This is a genomic window from Azospirillum rugosum (assembly GCF_017876155.1).
Classification (GTDB): domain Bacteria; phylum Pseudomonadota; class Alphaproteobacteria; order Azospirillales; family Azospirillaceae; genus Azospirillum; species Azospirillum rugosum.
This window is the reverse complement of record NZ_JAGINP010000005.1, coordinates 248,702-265,836: the sequence shown is the minus strand read 5'-3', so window position 1 is coordinate 265,836 and position 17,135 is coordinate 248,702. Positions and strand designations below refer to the sequence as shown.

Sequence of the window (17,135 nt, the reverse complement as noted above, 5' to 3'; positions counted from 1 at the left end):
GGTGTGGGCCTTCTGTTGCTAGGCGGCCCACGGCCCCACCCTCAGGTGCTACCCATCGGGGATTGATTTCGGTCAGTTACCGCTGTTAGGCGGCAACGGCGACCGGAGCAACGTTGTCGTTGGCAACTATTGCAATGGCCCGATAACGGCGGAACCATGCCGAGCGAAGACCATGCCTTTACCACGCGTGTCGATCCTATTTCGCCCCCAACGAACCCGTTCCCAAAGGCCAACACCTGAGAGGACGGTGGTTTGTTTGGTGGAGGCGCCGGGTACCGCCCCCGGGTCCACAACGCTTATTCCGCAAGGCGTTTATCGCCGTAGTCGGTGCGACCGACGGGCTTAATATAGGCCCTTCGTCCGAGCATTGAAAGGGGCCATCGAACGGGAGAGTCCCTGGAACCCAAAAGGGGATGACGCGACAACCGGCGGGACGTAGAGTGCGGCCCGCATTCAGTCCCCGGAGTACCCATGCCGATCACGCCCGACCAGCGCGCCGAGATCGACCGCCTGCGCGCCGTCACCGCCACCACCCGCCGCGCCACCGTCCCGGCCCTGGAGGAGATCCTCTACGAGCCGATCGAGGTCCTGGACCACGGATTCGTGCGCGTCATCGACTATATGGGCGACGATTCGGCCGTCGTTCAGGCTGCCCGCGTGTCCTACGGCAAGGGCACCAAGAAGGTTACGGAGGACGCCGGCCTCATCAAGTACCTGATGCGGCACCGCCACTCGACCCCGTTCGAGATGTGCGAGATGAAGTTCCACGTCAAGCTGCCGATCTTCGTGGCGCGCCAGTGGATCCGCCACCGCACGGCGAACGTGAACGAGTATTCCGCGCGCTATTCAATCCTCGACCGCGAGTTCTACATCCCGTCGCCGGAGAACCTGGGCGCCCAGGCCGTCGTCAACCGCCAGGGCCGCGGCGACGTGCTGCAGGGCGACGAGGCCGCCGCCGTCATGAAGCTGCTGCGCGACGACGCGGAGGCCGTCTACTCCCACTATGAGGAGATGCTGAACCACCGCGAGGACGGCACGACCATCGAGGAGGGCCGCCAGGGCTTGGCCCGCGAGCTGGCGCGCATGAACCTGACGCTGAACTACTACACCCAGTGGTACTGGAAGGTCGACCTCCACAACCTCCTGCACTTCCTGTCGCTGCGCGCCGACCCGCACGCCCAGTACGAGATCCGCGTCTACGCGGAGGCCATGCTGGACGTGGTGAAGCGCTGGGTCCCGGCGGTGTTCGAGGCCTTCAGCGAGTACCGCCTGGGCGGCACGCACGTCTCCAAGACCGGGCTGGAGGTGGTCAAGCGCCTGCTGGCCGGCGAGGCCGTGACGCAGGAGACCAGCGGCCTGTCCAAGCGCGAATGGCGGGAGCTGATGGACCAGCTCGGCCGCTCGGAATAACCCGCGGCGAACCTAGGTTCGCCGCGGATTCACATCGCCTCATTCGCCGGCGGGCTTCGGTCGCACGTGCGACCGGGACCGCTGTCGCGGTCCAAAGCGGATCACAATCCGCTTTTCACGCCCGGAGCACCGCCATGACGCCGCCCGCCATGACTCCACACGAGGCCGACGCCCGCCACCGCCAGGGACTTCTCGCCGCCCAGGCCGGGCGGTTCGAGGAGGCGATGGACCTGATCGGGCAGGCGATCGCCGCTTACCCGACGGTGCCCGCCTGGTGGGCCAACTACGGCCTCGTGATGGAAAGCCTGGGCGATGTGGCGGGGGCGGCCAACGCCTACGCCGGCGCGCTGAACCTCGACCCGGCGCTCGACCACGCCATGGACGGGCTGCTCGCCATGGCGGAGGCGGTGCGCCGGGCCGGCGATTCGGCCCGCGCGGAGGCCTTCTTCCGCCGGGCCATCGCGCTGAACCCACGGACGCTGGCGGCGGTCGCCAACCTCGGCGTGCTGCTGCGCGCGCAAGGACGGCGGGAGGAGGCGGTGGCCCTCTACCGCCGCGCCGGGCTGCTCGACCCGGGCAGCTGGATCCACCCCTACAACCTCGGCAACGCGCTGGCCGAACTGAACCGCTTCACGGAGGCGGACGCCGCCTACGTCGCGGCGCTGGAGCGCGAGCCCGGCCGCGTCGAGGTGCGCGCCAACCGCGCCACCCGCGTGCTCGCCATGCAGGGCCGGGCGGAGGAGGCGCTGGCGGAGATCGAGGCGGTGCTGCAAACGCACCCCGACGTCGAGTCGCTGAACTCCTCGCGCCTCTACCTGATGCAGTTCGTGCCGTCGCTGAGCATGGAGACGGTGGCGCAGGCGCACGGCATGTGGGGTTCCCGCTTCCGCCACGCGCCGATCCCGGCGGTCGCGGCGCCGGCCCCGAAGATCCGCATCGGCTACGTCTCCCCGGACTTCCGCGCGCACCCCGTGGGCTTCTTCCTGGAGCCGGTGCTGGCGAACCACGACCGGTCGGCCTTCGAGATCGTCTGCTACGCCAACACCGCCAACCCCGACTGGAAGACGGAGCGGCTGATGCCGCTGGCCGACGGCTGGGTCTGGACGCCGGGCATGGACGACGAGGCGCTGGCCGCGCGCATCCAGGCGGACGGGATCCACATCCTGGTCGATCTCGCCGGCCACACCTTCGGCAACCGGCTGCCGGTGTTCGCGCGGCGCGCGGCGCCGGTGCAGGTGACCTGGGCGGGCTATGTCGGCAGCACCGGCCTGCCGGCCATGGACTACCTGATCTCCGACAGTCGCCAGAGCCCGGCGGGTGCGGACGGCTGGGCGACGGAGGCGATCGTGCGCATGCCCGACGGCTACGTCCCCTGGGCGCCGCCGGAGGACGCCCCGCCGGTGTCCCCGCTGCCCCTGGCCAACCGCGGCTACGCCACCTTCGGCTCCTTCAACGCGCTGCCCAAGCTGAACGCGTGGGTCGCGGGCTTGTGGGCGGAGGTGCTGAAGGCCGTTCCGGACTCGCGCCTGTTGCTGCGCACGCCGGGCTTCGAGGATCCGGGCACCGCGGCCCGCGTGATGGCCCTGTTCGAGCGGGCGGGCGTCGACCCGGCGCGGGTGGACCTGATGCGCGGCGCGCCGCACCGTGCCTTCCTCGCCGGCTACGCCGGGGTGGACGTGGCGCTGGACCCGTTCCCGTACTCCGGCGGGCTGACGACGCTGGAGGCGTTGTGGATGGGCGTTCCCGTGGTGACGCTGGGCGGCGACCGCTTCTGCTCGCTCCATTCCGTGACCCACCTCGCCTCGGCGGGGCTGTCGGATCTGGTGGCGAGCGGGCCGGAGGACTACGTCGCCAAGGCGGCGGCGCTGGTCGCCGATCCGGCGGGGCTGGCGCAGCTGCGGGCAAGCCTGCGCGACCGCATGGCGGCGTCCCCCACGCTCGACGGCGCGCGCTTCACCCGCGCGCTGGAGGCCGCCTACGGCATCATGTGGCAGCGTTTCCAGGCCGAGCAGGGGCGTGTCGGCTTCACGCTGAATTTCCAGTAGGGAAGGGGGTTGCTGTTGGGTTGCGCTGCGCTCCACCCAACCTACGATTTCGGCCGTAGGTTGGGTGGAGGCGAAGCCGCAACCCAACGGCCATTCGCCTCACGCCCGCTCCGACCCCGGGGCGCCGGTGCTCCACAGCAGGCCCAGCACCACGCCCTTGCAGCGCGGCAGCAGAAGCATGGTCAGAAGCAGGGTCAGCGCCGGCCAGATGGCGAAATGGACCCAAGCCGCGGGCTGGTAGCGCTGCTCGACCGACAGCAGCATGGGGATGACGATGTGGCCGACGACCAGGATGGTCATCCAGGGCGGGGCATCGTCGGCGCGGAAATGGCCGAAGGCCTCGCCGCAGTGGGCGCACTGGTCCACCGGCTTCAGGTAGCTCTTCAGCAGCCGCCCGCGCCCGCAGGCCGGGCAGCAGCCCATCAGCCCGCGCAACGCCGCCGACAGCTTCGACCGCGCGCCATAGTCCACCGCCATTCCCGCCGCCCTATTGTTCGTGTCGCCGTCCATATGGGCAGGGTAGGCCAACTGTTCAGGGAGCGGAAGGCTTTGGGGCGCGCGCGGCCTCGGCGCGGCGGGCGATGTTTTCCAGCCGCATCTGCAACTCGTGGGCGCACAGGGCATGGGCGGCGGCGCGCGCCTCAGCCTGGATGTCGGCGATGGCCTCCTCCAGAGCGCGGATTCGGGCCTCGCGGGGGTCTTCGCTCATCGGCTGCGCTCTCCCGGCAGTTGACGGACCGGCCTGTTGGCGTCTACGGGATGGGCAACCACTCCCGGTGAGGTTGGAGCCATGAAGATCACCCGCCTGTTCCTTGCCGCAACCGCGGCCGTCGCGCTCGCGACCTCCGTCGCGCAGGCGCAGACCAAGACCGTCGCCATCACCGCCATCGTCGAGCATCCGGCGCTGGACGCCACCCGCGACGGCGTGGTCGACGCGCTGAAGGCGGCGGGCTTCACGCCCGGCCAGAACCTGAAGGTCGACTATCAGAGCGCCCAGGGCAACCCCGCGACCGCCGCGCAGATCGCGCGCCAGTTCGCCGGAGCCCGCCCGGACGTGATCGTCCCGATCTCCACGCCGTCCGCGCAGGCCGTCGCCGCCTCCACCCGCGACATTCCCGTGGTCTTCACCGCGGTGACCGACCCGGTCGGCGCCCAGTTGGTCAAGAGCATGGACAAGCCCGGCGGCAACGTCACCGGCGTGTCGGACATGGCCCCGGTCGGCGAGCACGTCGCCCTGATCCGCGAGATCGTGCCGTCGGTCAAACGCGTCGGCGTCCTCTACAACCCCGGGGAGCCGAACTCCGTCTCGCTGGTGAAGGCGCTGAAGGAGGAGGCCGCGAAGGCCGGCCTGACCGTGACGGAGGCGACGGCGACCAAGTCGGCCGACGCCCAGCAGGCCGCCCGCAGCCTCGTCGGCAAGGTGGACGCGGTCTACATCCCGCTCGACAACACGGTCGTGTCGGCGCTGGAAAGCGTGATCGCGGTCGGCCAGCAGGCCAAGCTGCCGATCTTCTCCGCCGACACCGACAGCGTGGCGCGCGGCACGGTGGCCTCCATCGGCTTCGACTACCGCCAGGTCGGCCGCCAGACCGGCGAGGTCGTGGCCCGCGTCCTGAAGGGCGAGAAGCCCGGCGACATCCCGACCATCCACGCCAAGGGAACCGACCTGTTCGTGAACCCGAAGTCCGCCGCCGCCATGGGCGTCACCATCCCCGCGGCGGTGACCGCCCGCGCGACCAAGGTGGTCGGGCAGTAAGTCGTTGATTGTTTGACGGGAGTTCCGGAGTTGGGCCCCCACCCTAACCCTCCCCCACTTCGCGGGGGAGGGGATCTTTCCTCCCCCCGTCGAAGATGGGGGGAGGATGGGAGGGGGGCCCAACGCGTGAACCCCAAGGACCACACATGAGTGAAATAGCCTTCTTCGGGGCGGTTGAGATCGGGCTGGTGTACGCGCTGGTCGCTCTCGGCGTGTACCTGTCGTTCCGCGTGCTGGACTTCCCCGACCTGACGGTGGACGGCAGCTTTCCGCTGGGTGCGGCCGTATGCGCCACGCTGCTCGTCGCCGGGGTGAACCCGTGGCTCGCCAGCCTCGCCGCGGCGCTGGCCGGCGCGGTTGCCGGGCTGGTGACGGCGACGCTGAACGTGCGCTTCAAGATCCTGCACCTGCTGGCCAGCATCCTGACGATGATCGCGCTGTTCTCGGTGAACCTGCGCGTCATGGGGCGGCCGAACGTGGCGCTGCTGATGCAGGACACCGTGCTGACGCCCTTCTACGGGTTGGGGCTGCCGGACCACATGGTGCGGCCGCTGGTCGTTGCGGTCGTGGTGGTGGCCGTCGTGCTTCTGCTCGCCCGTTTCCTGGGCAGCGAGTTCGGTCTCGCCATGCGGGCGACCGGCGTGAACGCGCGGATGGCGCGGGCGCAGGGGGTGGAGACCGACTTCCACATCTACACCGGCATGGCGCTGTCGAACGGGCTCTGCGCGCTGGCCGGCGCGCTGTTCGCGCAGACCAACGGCTTCGCCGACGTCACCACGGGCATCGGCACCATCGTCGTCGGCCTCGCCGCCGTGATCGTGGGCGAGACGGTGCTGCCGGCGCGCACGATGCTGTGGGCGCTGGTCGGCTGCGTGGTCGGGTCGATCCTCTATCGGCTTGCCGTGCAACTGGCGCTGTCGGCCGACGTGATCGGCCTCCAGGCCTCCGACCTGAACCTCGTCACGGCGGTGCTGGTCGCGGTGGCGCTGATCCTGCCGCGCGTCCGGCTGAAGGCAGGCCGCAAAACGGAGGCGGCGCGATGATCACCGTCAACGGCATCCACGTCACCTTCGGCCGCGGCACGCCGCTGGAGAAGCACGCCCTGCGCGGCGTCGACCTGACGATCCCCGAGGGGCAGTTCGTCACCGTCATCGGCTCCAATGGCGCCGGCAAGTCCACCTTCCTCGGCGCGCTGGCCGGCGACGTGATCGCGGAGAGCGGCAGCATCGCCATCGACGGCACCGACGTGACCCGCTGGGCGACTCCGAAGCGCGCCTCCCTGGTCGCCCGCGTGTTCCAGGACCCGATGGTCGGCAGCTGCACCGCCCTGACCATCGAGGAGAACATGGCGCTGGCCGCCGCGCGCGGGCGCAAGCGCGGCCTCGGCTTCGCGCTGAGCGGCGACCGCCGCCGGCATTTCCGCGACCGCATCGCGGAGCTTGGTCTGGGGCTGGAGAACCGGCTGCACGACCGCATGGGCCTGCTGTCGGGCGGGCAGCGGCAGGCGGTCAGCCTGCTGATGGCGACGCTGGCCGGGTCGAAGATCCTGCTGCTCGACGAGCACACGGCCGCACTCGACCCCGGCACGGCGGAGTTCGTGCTGGGCCTGACCCGGCGCATCGTGCAGGAGAACCGGCTGACCACGCTGATGGTCACCCACTCCATGCGGCAGGCCCTGGACTACGGCGACCGCACGGTGATGCTGCACGAGGGCCGGATCGTCCTGGACGTCTCCGGCGAGCAGCGCGCCGGGCTGGACGTGCCGCACCTGCTGGCCCTCTTCGCCCGCCAGCGCGGCGGGGAGGAGATCGCCGACGACAGCCTGCTGATCGGCTGAGTTTGGATGAACAAGGGCGTGCCGGCGGGCTTCAGCCCAGTCGGCGCTTCCGTTCCTCCGGCTCCTCGCGATCCGCTTCGAACAGGGACTGCAACTCGGCGGCGGCCTGCTGGGAGGTCTGGATCAGGCGGTTCTCGTCGTGGTGGACGGCGTGCTGGCGGATCAGGGTGCGCTCGTCGTGCTCCCGGAAGGTTTCCATGGTGCGCTCCGCCTCGTCGTGCGGGACGCCCAGCGCCTCCAGCACGCCGCCGGTCAGGCGCAGGCTGGAATCGAAGGTCTCGCGCACGAAATGCGTCACGCCCCGGTCCATCAGGTAATGGGCGTGCCGGCGGTTGCGGGCGCGGGCGTAGATGGTCAGGTGGGGGAAGTGGCGCTTGGCGACCTCCACCACGCGCAGCGACTGCTCCATGTCATCCAGCGCGACGACCAGAACCTTGGCGTGCTCGACCCCGGCGGCGCGCAGCAGGTCTTCCCGCGACGGGTCGCCGTAATAGACCTTGCTGCCGAAGCGGCGGACGAAATCGACCTGGGCGGCGCTCTGCTCCAGCGCGGTGAAGGGGATGTTGCGCAGGCGCAGCACGCGGCCGACGATCTGCCCGACCCGGCCAAAGCCGCAGATGATCACCGGCGGCTCCCCGTCCAACTCGATCGTGTCGTAGGGGCGCGCCGGCTTGATGATCAGCCGCGGGGCGAGCCACTTCTCCTCCGCCGCGAAGAGGAAGGGCGACGCGATCATGGTCAGCGTGACCACCAGCATGGCGGCGGCCGACTGCTCGGTCGACATGGCGCCGACGCCCACGGCCAGCCCGAACAGCACGAATCCGAACTCGCTGCCCTGGCTCAGCACCGACGACAGCCGCGCGGAGCCTCCGGGGCGCAGGCCGGACAGGCGGGCCAGCGCGAACAGCACGGCACCCTTCAGCGCCATCACCCCCAGCGCCAGCGACAGGTAGAACAGGGGCCGCTCCATCAGCGCCTTGACGTCGGCACCCATGCCCACGGACACGAAGAAGAAGCCGAGCAGCAGCCCCTCGAAGGGCGCCACGTCGGCCTGCACCTCGTGCCGGTATTCCGAGTCGGACAGCAGCACGCCGGCCATGAAGGCGCCCAGCGACATGGACAGTCCGCCCCAGGCGGCGAGGAAGGCGGTGCCCAGCACGATCAGCAGGGCGGCGGCGGTGAAGATCTCCGGCGTCTTGGCGGCGTCCACCGCGCGCAGGATGGGGCGCAGCAGGTGCCGGCCGCCGGCCAGGATCGCGGCGACGACGGCCATCGCCTTCAGCACCGCCAGCCAGGCGCCGTTGGCGTCCGGCATGACGTCCCCGGTGCCGAGCAGCGGCAGCAGCGCCACCGCCGGGATGATGGCGAGGTCCTGGAACAGCAGGATGGAGAAGGCGCTGCGGCCGGCGTTGGTGGTCAGAAGCTCCCGCTCCGCCAGCATCGGCAGGACCATGGCGGTGGAGGAGAGCGCCAGCCCGAACCCCACCACCAGCGCCGCCGCCATGGACAGCCCCAGGAGAAGGAACGCCACCGCCGCGATGACCAGCGTGGTCAGCGCCACCTGGGCGCCGCCCAGCCCGAGCACCGCCTTGCGCATGACCCAGAGCCGGGCGGGGCGAAGCTCCAGCCCGATCAGGAACAGCAGCATGATGACGCCGAATTCGGAAACGTGGCTGATCGCGCCCACGTCGGTGACGAGGCCGAACCCGGCCGGCCCGATGACCAGCCCCGCCCCCAGGTAGCCCACCGGCCCGCCGAACCCCAGCCGCTTCGCGACCGGAACGGCCAGCACCACGGCGGCCAGCAGGACCACCACCGTCAGAAGATCCGACATCCACCCCGTCCCAGCGTCATTTCCGTGTCGGAATATGGGGACGGGGTGGCGGATCGGGTACCGACCGGCTTCCAATGCTTACGTATGATGGAAGCGCGTTCTAATGTCCCCTCTCCCCTCCGGGGAGAGGGTTAGGGTGAGGGGGTTGCGCTTTTGCCGGACGTACCAGAGTAGCGAGACCCCCCTCACCGGCCCTTCGGGCCACCCTCTCCCCAGAGGGGAGAGGGCTAGAAGGCGGCCTACTGCACGACGATCCGGGGGGCGGCGCGCGTCGGCCCCTGGTCGCCGGCGATCTTCTCCCAGACGCGCTTGGCGATGCCGCGGTAGGCCTTCGCGTGCTCCGACTCCGGCTGGGAGACGGTGATCGGCTGGCCCTGGTCGGAGGTCTCGCGGATGTCGATGTGCAGCGGGATCTCGCCCAGGAACTCCATGCCCAGGTCGTCGGCTTCCTTGCGGGCGCCGCCGTGGCTGAAGATGTCCGTGCGGTGGCCGCAGTTGGGGCAGCAGAAGTAGCTCATGTTCTCGATGATGCCGAGGACGGGCACGTCCACGCGGCGGAACATGTTCAGCCCCTTGCGGGCATCCAGCAGCGCGATGTCCTGCGGGGTGGAGACGATCACCGCGCCGGCCAGCGGCACCTGCTGCGCCATGGTCAGCTGCGCGTCGCCCGTGCCCGGCGGCATGTCGACCACCAGCACGTCCAGCTCGCCCCAGTTCACGTCGCGCAGCATCTGCTGCAACGCGCTCATCACCATCGGGCCGCGCCAGATCATCGGCGTGTCCTCGGCGACCAGGAAGCCCATGGACATCACCTTGATGCCGTAGTTCTCCATCGGCTCCAGCACGCGGCCATCATGGCTGACCGGGCGGCCGGAGATGCCGAGCATGCGCGGCATGGACGGGCCGTAGATGTCGGCGTCCAGCAGGCCGACCTTCTGACCGTTCGCCGCCATGGCGAGCGCCAGGTTGGCGGCGGTGGTGGACTTGCCGACGCCGCCCTTGCCGCTTGCCACGGCGATGATCGCCTTCACGCCGGGGACGAGCGGCTTCTGCTCCTGCGGCTGTCCTTGCCCGTGGCTGTGCCCGTGCCCGCCGTGGGCGTGGCTGTGACCGTGGCCCTGCTGCGGGGCGGGCTGGCCGCCGCCCTGGCCGCCGGCGCGGTGCGCCGTCAGGACCGCGGTGACGGACAGGACGCCCGGCACGCGCTCCACTGCCTTCTCGGCGGCGTGGCGCACCGGCTCGGCCTGGGCGCCGCGCTTGGGGTCCACTTCGATCGAAAAGGCGACGTTGCCGTCGCGCACGACGAGGCCGGACAACATGCCGAGGCTGACGATGTCCTTGCCCCGTTCCGGATCGATTACGGTCCTGAGAGCCTCAAGGACTTGAGCTTCGCTGACCTGGGCCATGGTTGAAAACTCCGCTTCCTTCCCGATATTGGCGGATATCCGTCGGTGAACTCCCTCTCCGAAGGGAGAGGCACTATAGGACCGTCGGGCAATAATGGTAAAGGGACCGGACCGGTCGGCAATGATTTCGGTCGGCCAAGGCACCCGGTCAGGAACGAGAGAGCGCGAAGGGGAACGAACGGAATGCCGTGGAGCAATCAGGGTGGGGGTGGCGGTGGCGGCCCCTGGGGATCTCCGCCGGGGGGCGGCGGCCAGAATCCGTGGGGCAGGCCGCCAAACGGCGGCGGTGGCGGTGGGGGCGGCGGCGGACCGCAGCCTCCCGACCTTGAGGATTTGCTGCGCCGCGGCCAGGACCGCCTGAAGAAGGTGATGCCGGGTGGCGTGGGCAGCGGCCGCGGAATCGCGCTCGTCGTCGGCCTGCTCGCCATCATCTGGCTGGCCAGCGGCATCTACCGCGTCGAGGCGGACGAACAGGGCGTCGTCCTGCGCTTCGGCCAATGGACCCGCACCGAGCAGCCGGGCCTGCGCTATCACCTGCCGGCGCCGATCGAGACGGTGCTGCTGCCCAAGGTGACGCGCGTCAACCGCATCGAGGTGGGCTACCGGTCCGCCGGCGACGGGCGGCGCGGCGACCGCGACGTGCCCGACGAGTCGCTGATGCTGACCGGCGACGAGAACATCATCGACATCGACTTCACCGTCTTTTGGGTCATCAAGGACGCGGGCCAGTACCTGTTCAAGATCCGCGAGCCCGAGGTCACCGTGAAGAAGGCGGCGGAAAGCGCCATGCGCGAGGTCATCGGCCGCACGGAGCTGCAGCCGGCCCTGACCGAGGCGCGCCAGCAGATCGAGACCTCCACGCGCCAGCTCCTCCAGGCGATGCTCGACGACTACCAGTCGGGCATCGAGGTGACGCAGGTGCAGCTGCAGAAGGCCGATCCGCCGGCCCCCGTCATCGACGCCTTCAACGACGTGCAGCGCGCCCGCGCCGACCGCGAACGCGCCCGCAACGAGGCGGAGGCCTACCGCAACGACGTGATCCCGCGCGCCCGCGGCGACGCGGAACGCCTGATCCAGGAGGCCTCGGCCTACCGCGAGCAGGTCGTGAACCTGGCACAGGGCGACGCAGAACGCTTCCGCAAGGTCTACGACGCCTTCTCCCAGGCCAAGGAAGTGACCGCCAAGCGCATGTATCTGGAAACCATGGAAGAGATCCTGCGCGGCGCCCACAAGGTCATCATCGACGGCAACGCCCAGGGTGCCCAGGGGGTCGTCCCCTACCTGCCGCTCGGCCAGCTCCAGCCGGCCCCGGCGGCCGTGCCGCCGTCTCCGGCCAGGACCGGACAGTCCGCCTCGCAACCCGGGCCGGTGATGTCCGGCCAGCAGACCCGCTGAGGAGGCGACGACCATGAACCGCAGTCTCTTGCTCGTCGGCATCGGCATCCTGCTGGCTGGCGTCATCGCCTCGGCCTCGCTCTTCACCGTCAACGAGGCGCAGCAGGCGCTGGTCCTCCAGTTCGGCGAACCGATGCGCGTTCTGCGCGAACCCGGCCTGAAGGCCAAAATCCCCTTCATCCAGGAGGTGCGCATCCTCGACCGGCGCGTGCTCGACCTCGACCCGCCGGTGGAGCAGGTGATCCTGGCCGACCAGAAGCGCCTGGACGTCGACGCCTTCGCCCGCTACCGCATCCTTGACCCGCTGCGCTTCTACCAGACCGCCGGGACCGAGGCGGTGGCCGAGACGCGCATGAACGCCATCGTGAACTCGGCGCTGCGCCGCGTGCTCGGCAGCGTGACCCTGCTCGCCATCCTGTCGGACGAGCGCCCCCGCGTGATGAACGACATCCGCGGCCAGGTGAACGACGAGGCCAAGCGCTTCGGCATCGAGATCGTCGATGTGCGCATCCGCCGCGCCGACCTGCCGGAGGAGACCAGCCAGTCGATCTTCGCCCGCATGCGCTCCGAGCGTGAACGCGAGGCGGCGGAAGCCCGCGCCCAGGGCCAGGAGCAGTCGCAGCAGATCCGCGCCCGCGCCGACCGCGAACGCACGGTCATCCTGGCCGAGGCGCAGCGCGACTCGCAGATCCTGCGCGGCGAAGGCGACAACCAGGCGCTGAAGCTGATCGCCGAGGCGACCTCCCGCGATCCGCAGTTCTACAGCTTCTACCGGTCGCTGGAAGCCTACCGGAAGGCGCTGAACAAGGACGACACCACCATGGTGCTGTCCCCGACCGGCGAGTTCTTCCGCTACTTCGGCGACATCACGGGCAACGGCGGGCAGGGTCCGGCCCCGGCCAACGCCCCGGCCTCGCCCGGCCCGGCGAACACCGGCGCCGCCACCGCGCAGCAGTAAGCGTCCCATTTCCACGGACGCCCACCGCCTGTCCACCGTCATTCCCGCGAATGCGGGAATCCAGGGCACATCAGCCGCTTAACGGCGGAGTTTCCTGGATCCCAGCCTTCGCTGGGATGACGGTGGAAAGGGGCGTTCGGTCGCATACGGTTCGATTTGTTGACGCAGTCACCGGCCGAGGGGATAGGGTGGGGCCGTTCCCGCCACCCACCCATCCATCAACTCCCATGACCGACCTTTTCACCGCGCTTGCCCTTGTCCTGGTGATCGAGGGCGCGCTCTACGCGCTGTTCCCCAACGCGATGCGGCGGGTGATCGCCGAAGCGCTGGCCCTGCCGGAAAACCACATGCGCGCCGCCGGCCTCGTCGCGGCGATGGCCGGGGTCGGGCTGGTCTGGCTTCTGCGCGGGGCCTGAACGGCGCCGCGCATAGGGGGAGACAGGCCCCGGACCGGTGCGCGCTCTCTGGACCAACGCGCCATTTTCCGGCCATACTCACCCCCCTATACTCAACCAGAGTATATTCGATCTTGTATATTCGCCGGCCGTCCTTGGACCGGGCCGCGGGGAGTGTGAGAGTTCGCGGGCGCTTGGGGGCTTGATTGCTTGAAGCACGGTCGCGCACGGCTTACATCCGCTTCACACGGATCGGGTGGGCGCCCTCGGCACGCACGCCAAATGGAACAAGAAGCGGCCGGACGTCCGGCAGGGAGAGCTGAGTTGAACCCTAACCTTTGCACCAAGCGCGCCGTGGTCGCGGCTTCCGCCGACCGGCGCAACCGTCTGTCCACACGGGCGGGTGTCGTTCCCCTGATGGCCGCTCTCCTGTGGGTGCTGACCGCCGTGGTCGGCAACCCCGCCGCCGCGCAGGCGCGGCAGGCCCCCGGCAGCTTCGCGGATCTCGCGGAGAAGCTGTTGCCCGCCGTGGTCAACATCTCCACCAGCCAGGCGGCGCCGCAGCGCCCGCAGGGCTCGCGGCCGGAGCTGCCGCAGTTCCCGCCGGGCTCGCCGTTCGAGGAGTTCTTCAAGGACTTCTTCGACCGCCAGCAGCAGGACCAGCCGCAGCAGCAGCGCAAGGCCACCTCGCTCGGCTCGGGCTTCATCATCGACGCCAAGAACGGGCTGGTCGTCACCAACAACCACGTCATCCAGGACGCGGACGAGATCACCGTCATCCTGCAGGACGACACCAACATCAAGGCGGAGTTGATCGGCAAGGACACCAAGACCGACGTCGCCCTGCTGAAGATCAAGACCAACCACCCGCTGACCGCCGTGACCTTCGGCGATTCGGACGCCATGCGCGTGGGCGACTGGGTGCTGGCCATCGGCAACCCGTTCGGCCTCGGCGGCTCGGTGACCGCGGGCATCATCTCGGCGCGCCAGCGCGACATCAACGCCGGCCCCTACGACGACTTCCTGCAGACCGACGCCTCGATCAACCGCGGCAACTCCGGCGGCCCGATGTTCAACCTGAACGGCGAGGTCATCGGTATCAACACGGCGATCTACTCGCCGTCGGGCGGTTCGGTCGGCATCGGCTTCGCCATCCCGGCCAACCTCGCCAAGCAGGTCGTCGCCCAACTGCGCGACTACGGCAAGACCCGCCGCGGCTGGCTGGGCGTGCGCATCCAGGCGGTCACGCCGGAGATCGCGGAGAGCCTCGGCCTCCAGGCCCACAAGGGCGCGCTGGTCGCCTCCGTCACGCCGGGTGGTCCGGCGGCCAAGGCCGGCATCCAGGCCGGCGACGTGGTGACCAAGTTCGACAACCGCGACATCGGCGAGTCGCGCCGCCTGCCGCGCGTCGTCGCCGAGACCTCCATCGACAAGTCGGTCCCGGTCGAGGTGTGGCGCAAGGGCAAGGCCGTGACCCTGCAGGTCAAGGTCGGCGAGCTTGAGGCGGCCGAAGAATCCGGTCTGCTTGCCGCCGTCCCGGACGAGCAGCGCCGCCAGCCGCAGCAGGCCCCGGCCCCGAAGCAGACCGAGGCGCTGGGCCTGAAGCTGACCGGCATCACCCCGGAACTGCGCCAGCAGTTCGAGATCAAGCCCGAGCTGAAGGGCGTGGTCGTGACGGAGGTGTCGAACAACTCGACCGCATCGGAAAAGGGCATGCGCCCTGGCGACGTGATCATCGAGGTCGGCCAGGAGGAAGTCCGCAAGCCGGAAGACGTCGCCACCAAGATCCAGAAGGCCAAGGAGCAGGGCAAGAAGTCCATCCTGCTGCTGGTCGACCGCAAGGGCGACCTGCGCTTCGTCGCCATCCCGCTCGGCCAGGGCTGACGGCCGGCGCTTCAGCAAAAAGGCACCGACGGGAAACCGCCGGTGCCTTTTTCTTTTCGACGCGCCGTGGTGCTTCGTAGGTTGGGTGGAGGCGCAGCCGCAACCCAACAGCGTTTACCGGGCGAGGTCTGTTGGGTTCCGCTTCCGCTCCACCCAACCTACGTTTCCTCGTTCACCCCTCCACGATTTCGCCGGCGCGGTAGCCCTGGGCGTAGAGCAGGGCCGTCAGGTCGCCGTGGTCCACGCGGGCGCGGGCCTGGGCGGCGACGGTCGGCTTGGCGTGGTAGGCCACACCCAGCCCGGCGGCCAGTAGCATCGGCAGGTCGTTGGCGCCGTCGCCCACCGCCATGGTCTCCGGCGTCGGGACGCGGCGCTCGCCGGCGTAGGCGAGCAGGGCTTCCAGCTTGCTGTCCTTGTCCAGGATCGGTTCGACCACCGCGCCGGTCATGGTGCCGTCCACCACCTCCAGCACGTTGCCGCGGTCGTCGTCGAAGCCGACCCAGGTCCGCACCCGCTCGGTGAAGCAGCGGAAGCCGCCGGAGACCAGCACGCAGGTGGCGCCGTTGGCGCGCATGGTGGCGACCAGCGCCTTGGCGCCCGGCATCAGTGTGGCGCGCTGCCACACCTCGTCGATGACGCTCTCCTTCAGCCCCTTCAGCAGGGCGACGCGCTCGCGCACCGCGCCCTTGAAGTCGATCTCGCCGTTCATGGCGCGGGCGGTGATGTCGGCGATGTGCTGCTTCAGCCCGACATAGTCGCCCAGTTCGTCCAGCATCTCCTGCTCGATGATCGTCGATTCCATGTCGGCGACCAGCAGGCGCTTCTTCCGGTTGGCGGGGGCCTGGGCGATCACGTCGACGGGCAGGTCGCCGAGCGCCCGGCGCACCGCGGCCTCGGCCTGCTCCGGCGCCAGCCCGCCGAGCGCGATGTCGCAGGCCCGTCCGGGGGCCAGCCAGTCAAGCGTCACGGAGTCCGCGCCGAGCGGGCCGAGGGCGGCGCGCGCGGTCTGCGCGGTCTGCTCGTCAAGGGCGAAGGACGTGGCGGCGATCAGGGTGACGACAGCGCTCATGGGGGCGATCCTGGAGAAAGTCCTGCGGGGAGGGCGCGCGCGCTGCCTACCACAGCCGGGGCACTCCGCCAACCAATCTGGCAACCATCGTGGCATTGCATTCCGGCGGCATCCCCTGCCATACGCTGTTTCCTCAGGGAGACGGGCAGGCGCGATGACGACAGGCAGCGACACGAAGCGGGACGTGGTGGTGATCGGCGGGCCGACGGCGTCGGGCAAGTCGGGGATGGCGCTGGACATCGCCGAGGCGCTGGGCGGCACGGTGATCAACGCCGACAGCATGCAACTCTACGCCGACCTCGACGTGCTGACCGCCCGGCCCGGCCCGGCGGACCTCGCGCGCGTGCCGCACCGCCTCTACGGCGTGCTGCCGGCGAGCGAGCGCGGCTCCGCGGCGCGCTGGCGCGACATGGCTCTGGCGGAGATCGCCGCGGCGCACGCGGCCGACCGCCTGCCGGTGGTCGTCGGCGGCACCGGCCTTTACCTGCGCAGCCTGATGGAAGGCCTGAGCGCCGTTCCCGCCATCCCGGAGGAGGTCCGCCGGGCCGCCCACGCCCGCCTGCGGGAACTCGGCGGCGAAGCCTTCCGCGCGGAGCTGGTGGCCCGCGATCCGGCCTCGGCCAAGCTGAACGCCGGCGACACCACCCGCCTGACCCGCGCCTGGGAGGTGCTGGAGGCGACCGGCCACCCGCTGTCCCATTGGCAGACACGGACGGCGGAGGGCGCACCGGAGGGGCTGGCCTTCACCGTCCTGGTGCTCGACCCGCCGCGGGATGCGCTCTACGCCAACTGCGACCGCCGTTTCGTGGTGATGATGGGGCAGGGGGCGCTGGAAGAGGTGCGGCGGTTGGACGCACAGGCGCTGGATCCGGACCTGCCGGCCATGAAGGCGCTGGGCGTGCCGGAGCTGCGGCGGTACTTGCAAAACGAACTGTCCCTGGACGAAGCAATTGCGCTGGCGCAACAATCAACGCGGCGCTATGCCAAGCGTCAGGTGACGTGGTTCCGCCACCAGCTGGTGGCCCGCCCGCCGGACCCCGCCGGTGGAACCGTGCATGGCAGCCATACGGTCAATTCGCTCTATTCAGGATCGCTTAGTGAAGCAATACTGACCTATCTTGAAACGACGTTGCGTCGCTGAGCTTC

General features: G+C 69.8%; 15 protein-coding genes and 1 other RNA gene. 10 read left to right on the top strand and 6 right to left on the bottom strand.

Annotation, left to right across the window (positions count from 1 at the left end; all coding sequences use genetic code 11):
• Nucleotides 1–377, bottom strand: a transfer-messenger RNA (tmRNA) gene (gene ssrA / locus J2851_RS09380).
• Nucleotides 378–471: 94 nt separating this feature from the next.
• On the opposite strand from ssrA, the gene thyX reads away from it, so the two are divergent.
• Complete coding sequence (gene thyX, locus J2851_RS09375) at nucleotides 472–1,410, top strand: FAD-dependent thymidylate synthase (protein ID WP_209765941.1); 939 nt, start codon at nucleotides 472–474, stop codon at nucleotides 1,408–1,410.
• Nucleotides 1,411–1,544: 134 nt separating this feature from the next.
• Entirely contained in the window at nucleotides 1,545–3,455 is a 1,911-nt protein-coding gene (locus J2851_RS09370; protein ID WP_209765939.1) for an O-linked N-acetylglucosamine transferase, SPINDLY family protein, read from the top strand.
• 99 nt (nucleotides 3,456–3,554) lie between these two features.
• Here J2851_RS09370 and J2851_RS09365 read toward each other — a convergent pair whose 3' ends face one another.
• The gene (locus J2851_RS09365; protein WP_209765937.1) at nucleotides 3,555–3,932 is read right to left on the bottom strand and encodes a DUF983 domain-containing protein; all 378 of its coding nucleotides are present in this window, start codon (nucleotides 3,930–3,932) and stop codon (nucleotides 3,555–3,557) included.
• Nucleotides 3,933–3,987: 55 nt separating this feature from the next.
• The gene (locus J2851_RS09360) at nucleotides 3,988–4,164 is read right to left on the bottom strand and encodes a hypothetical protein (protein ID WP_209765936.1); all 177 of its coding nucleotides are present in this window, start codon (nucleotides 4,162–4,164) and stop codon (nucleotides 3,988–3,990) included.
• An 81-nt stretch (nucleotides 4,165–4,245) separates the two neighbouring features.
• Between J2851_RS09360 and J2851_RS09355 the strand changes: the two genes are divergently transcribed.
• From J2851_RS09355 to J2851_RS09345, 3 genes are all read left to right on the top strand, one after another.
• Nucleotides 4,246–5,211 (top strand): ABC transporter substrate-binding protein, encoded by a 966-nt coding sequence (locus J2851_RS09355; RefSeq protein WP_209765935.1) that lies wholly within the window; start codon nucleotides 4,246–4,248, stop codon nucleotides 5,209–5,211.
• Nucleotides 5,212–5,357: 146 nt separating this feature from the next.
• Entirely contained in the window at nucleotides 5,358–6,254 is an 897-nt protein-coding gene (locus tag J2851_RS09350; protein ID WP_209765934.1) for an ABC transporter permease, read from the top strand.
• Nucleotides 6,251–7,048 (top strand): ABC transporter ATP-binding protein, encoded by a 798-nt coding sequence (locus J2851_RS09345; protein WP_209765933.1) that lies wholly within the window; start codon nucleotides 6,251–6,253, stop codon nucleotides 7,046–7,048. Before J2851_RS09350 ends, J2851_RS09345 begins: the two co-directional genes overlap by 4 nt.
• Nucleotides 7,049–7,079: 31 nt before the next feature.
• Here J2851_RS09345 and J2851_RS09340 read toward each other — a convergent pair whose 3' ends face one another.
• Together J2851_RS09340 and apbC are read right to left on the bottom strand one after the other, a co-directional pair.
• The gene (locus tag J2851_RS09340; protein ID WP_209765932.1) at nucleotides 7,080–8,882 is read right to left on the bottom strand and encodes a monovalent cation:proton antiporter-2 (CPA2) family protein; all 1,803 of its coding nucleotides are present in this window, start codon (nucleotides 8,880–8,882) and stop codon (nucleotides 7,080–7,082) included.
• A 239-nt stretch (nucleotides 8,883–9,121) separates the two neighbouring features.
• A complete protein-coding gene (apbC, locus tag J2851_RS09335) occupies nucleotides 9,122–10,288 on the bottom strand; it encodes an iron-sulfur cluster carrier protein ApbC (protein WP_209765931.1) in 1,167 nt (388 codons plus the stop codon).
• A 183-nt stretch (nucleotides 10,289–10,471) separates the two neighbouring features.
• Here apbC and hflK point away from each other — a divergent pair, with 183 nt between their 5' ends.
• From hflK to J2851_RS09315, 4 genes are all read left to right on the top strand, one after another.
• Entirely contained in the window at nucleotides 10,472–11,683 is a 1,212-nt protein-coding gene (gene hflK, locus J2851_RS09330) for an FtsH protease activity modulator HflK (protein WP_209765930.1), read from the top strand.
• A 13-nt stretch (nucleotides 11,684–11,696) separates the two neighbouring features.
• Entirely contained in the window at nucleotides 11,697–12,641 is a 945-nt protein-coding gene (hflC, locus tag J2851_RS09325) for a protease modulator HflC (RefSeq protein WP_209765929.1), read from the top strand.
• Nucleotides 12,642–12,868: 227 nt separating this feature from the next.
• Nucleotides 12,869–13,057, top strand: a complete 189-nt coding sequence (locus tag J2851_RS09320) for a DUF2065 domain-containing protein (protein WP_209765928.1) — start codon at nucleotides 12,869–12,871, stop codon at nucleotides 13,055–13,057.
• A 396-nt stretch (nucleotides 13,058–13,453) separates the two neighbouring features.
• Complete coding sequence (locus J2851_RS09315; protein ID WP_209766053.1) at nucleotides 13,454–14,920, top strand: DegQ family serine endoprotease; 1,467 nt, start codon at nucleotides 13,454–13,456, stop codon at nucleotides 14,918–14,920.
• 172 nt (nucleotides 14,921–15,092) lie between these two features.
• On the opposite strand, the gene serB is transcribed toward J2851_RS09315, so the two are convergent.
• On the bottom strand, nucleotides 15,093–15,989 hold the full coding sequence (serB, locus tag J2851_RS09310) for a phosphoserine phosphatase SerB (RefSeq protein WP_209765927.1): 897 nt from the start codon (nucleotides 15,987–15,989) through the stop codon (nucleotides 15,093–15,095).
• 154 nt (nucleotides 15,990–16,143) lie between these two features.
• Here serB and miaA point away from each other — a divergent pair, with 154 nt between their 5' ends.
• On the top strand, nucleotides 16,144–17,130 hold the full coding sequence (gene miaA, locus J2851_RS09305; protein ID WP_209765926.1) for a tRNA (adenosine(37)-N6)-dimethylallyltransferase MiaA: 987 nt from the start codon (nucleotides 16,144–16,146) through the stop codon (nucleotides 17,128–17,130).
• Nucleotides 17,131–17,135: the final 5 nt, after the last annotated feature.

Bases quoted from the DNA above. Each gene is read 5' to 3' on its own strand.
- J2851_RS09360 (WP_209765936.1), bottom strand. From the start codon at position 4,164: ATGAGCGAAGACCCCCGCGAGGCCCGAATCCGCGCTCTGGAGGAGGCC.
- J2851_RS09320 (WP_209765928.1), top strand. From the start codon at position 12,869: ATGACCGACCTTTTCACCGCGCTTGCCCTTGTCCTGGTGATCGAGGGC.
- J2851_RS09315 (WP_209766053.1), top strand. From the start codon at position 13,454: ATGGCCGCTCTCCTGTGGGTGCTGACCGCCGTGGTCGGCAACCCCGCC.
- J2851_RS09340 (WP_209765932.1), bottom strand. From the start codon at position 8,882: ATGTCGGATCTTCTGACGGTGGTGGTCCTGCTGGCCGCCGTGGTGCTG.
- hflK (WP_209765930.1), top strand. From the start codon at position 10,472: ATGCCGTGGAGCAATCAGGGTGGGGGTGGCGGTGGCGGCCCCTGGGGA.
- J2851_RS09370 (WP_209765939.1), top strand. From the start codon at position 1,545: ATGACGCCGCCCGCCATGACTCCACACGAGGCCGACGCCCGCCACCGC.
- thyX (WP_209765941.1), top strand. From the start codon at position 472: ATGCCGATCACGCCCGACCAGCGCGCCGAGATCGACCGCCTGCGCGCC.
- J2851_RS09355 (WP_209765935.1), top strand. From the start codon at position 4,246: ATGAAGATCACCCGCCTGTTCCTTGCCGCAACCGCGGCCGTCGCGCTC.
- miaA (WP_209765926.1), top strand. From the start codon at position 16,144: ATGACGACAGGCAGCGACACGAAGCGGGACGTGGTGGTGATCGGCGGG.
- serB (WP_209765927.1), bottom strand. From the start codon at position 15,989: ATGAGCGCTGTCGTCACCCTGATCGCCGCCACGTCCTTCGCCCTTGAC.
- hflC (WP_209765929.1), top strand. From the start codon at position 11,697: ATGAACCGCAGTCTCTTGCTCGTCGGCATCGGCATCCTGCTGGCTGGC.
- apbC (WP_209765931.1), bottom strand. From the start codon at position 10,288: ATGGCCCAGGTCAGCGAAGCTCAAGTCCTTGAGGCTCTCAGGACCGTA.
- J2851_RS09345 (WP_209765933.1), top strand. From the start codon at position 6,251: ATGATCACCGTCAACGGCATCCACGTCACCTTCGGCCGCGGCACGCCG.
- J2851_RS09350 (WP_209765934.1), top strand. From the start codon at position 5,358: ATGAGTGAAATAGCCTTCTTCGGGGCGGTTGAGATCGGGCTGGTGTAC.
- J2851_RS09365 (WP_209765937.1), bottom strand. From the start codon at position 3,932: ATGGCGGTGGACTATGGCGCGCGGTCGAAGCTGTCGGCGGCGTTGCGC.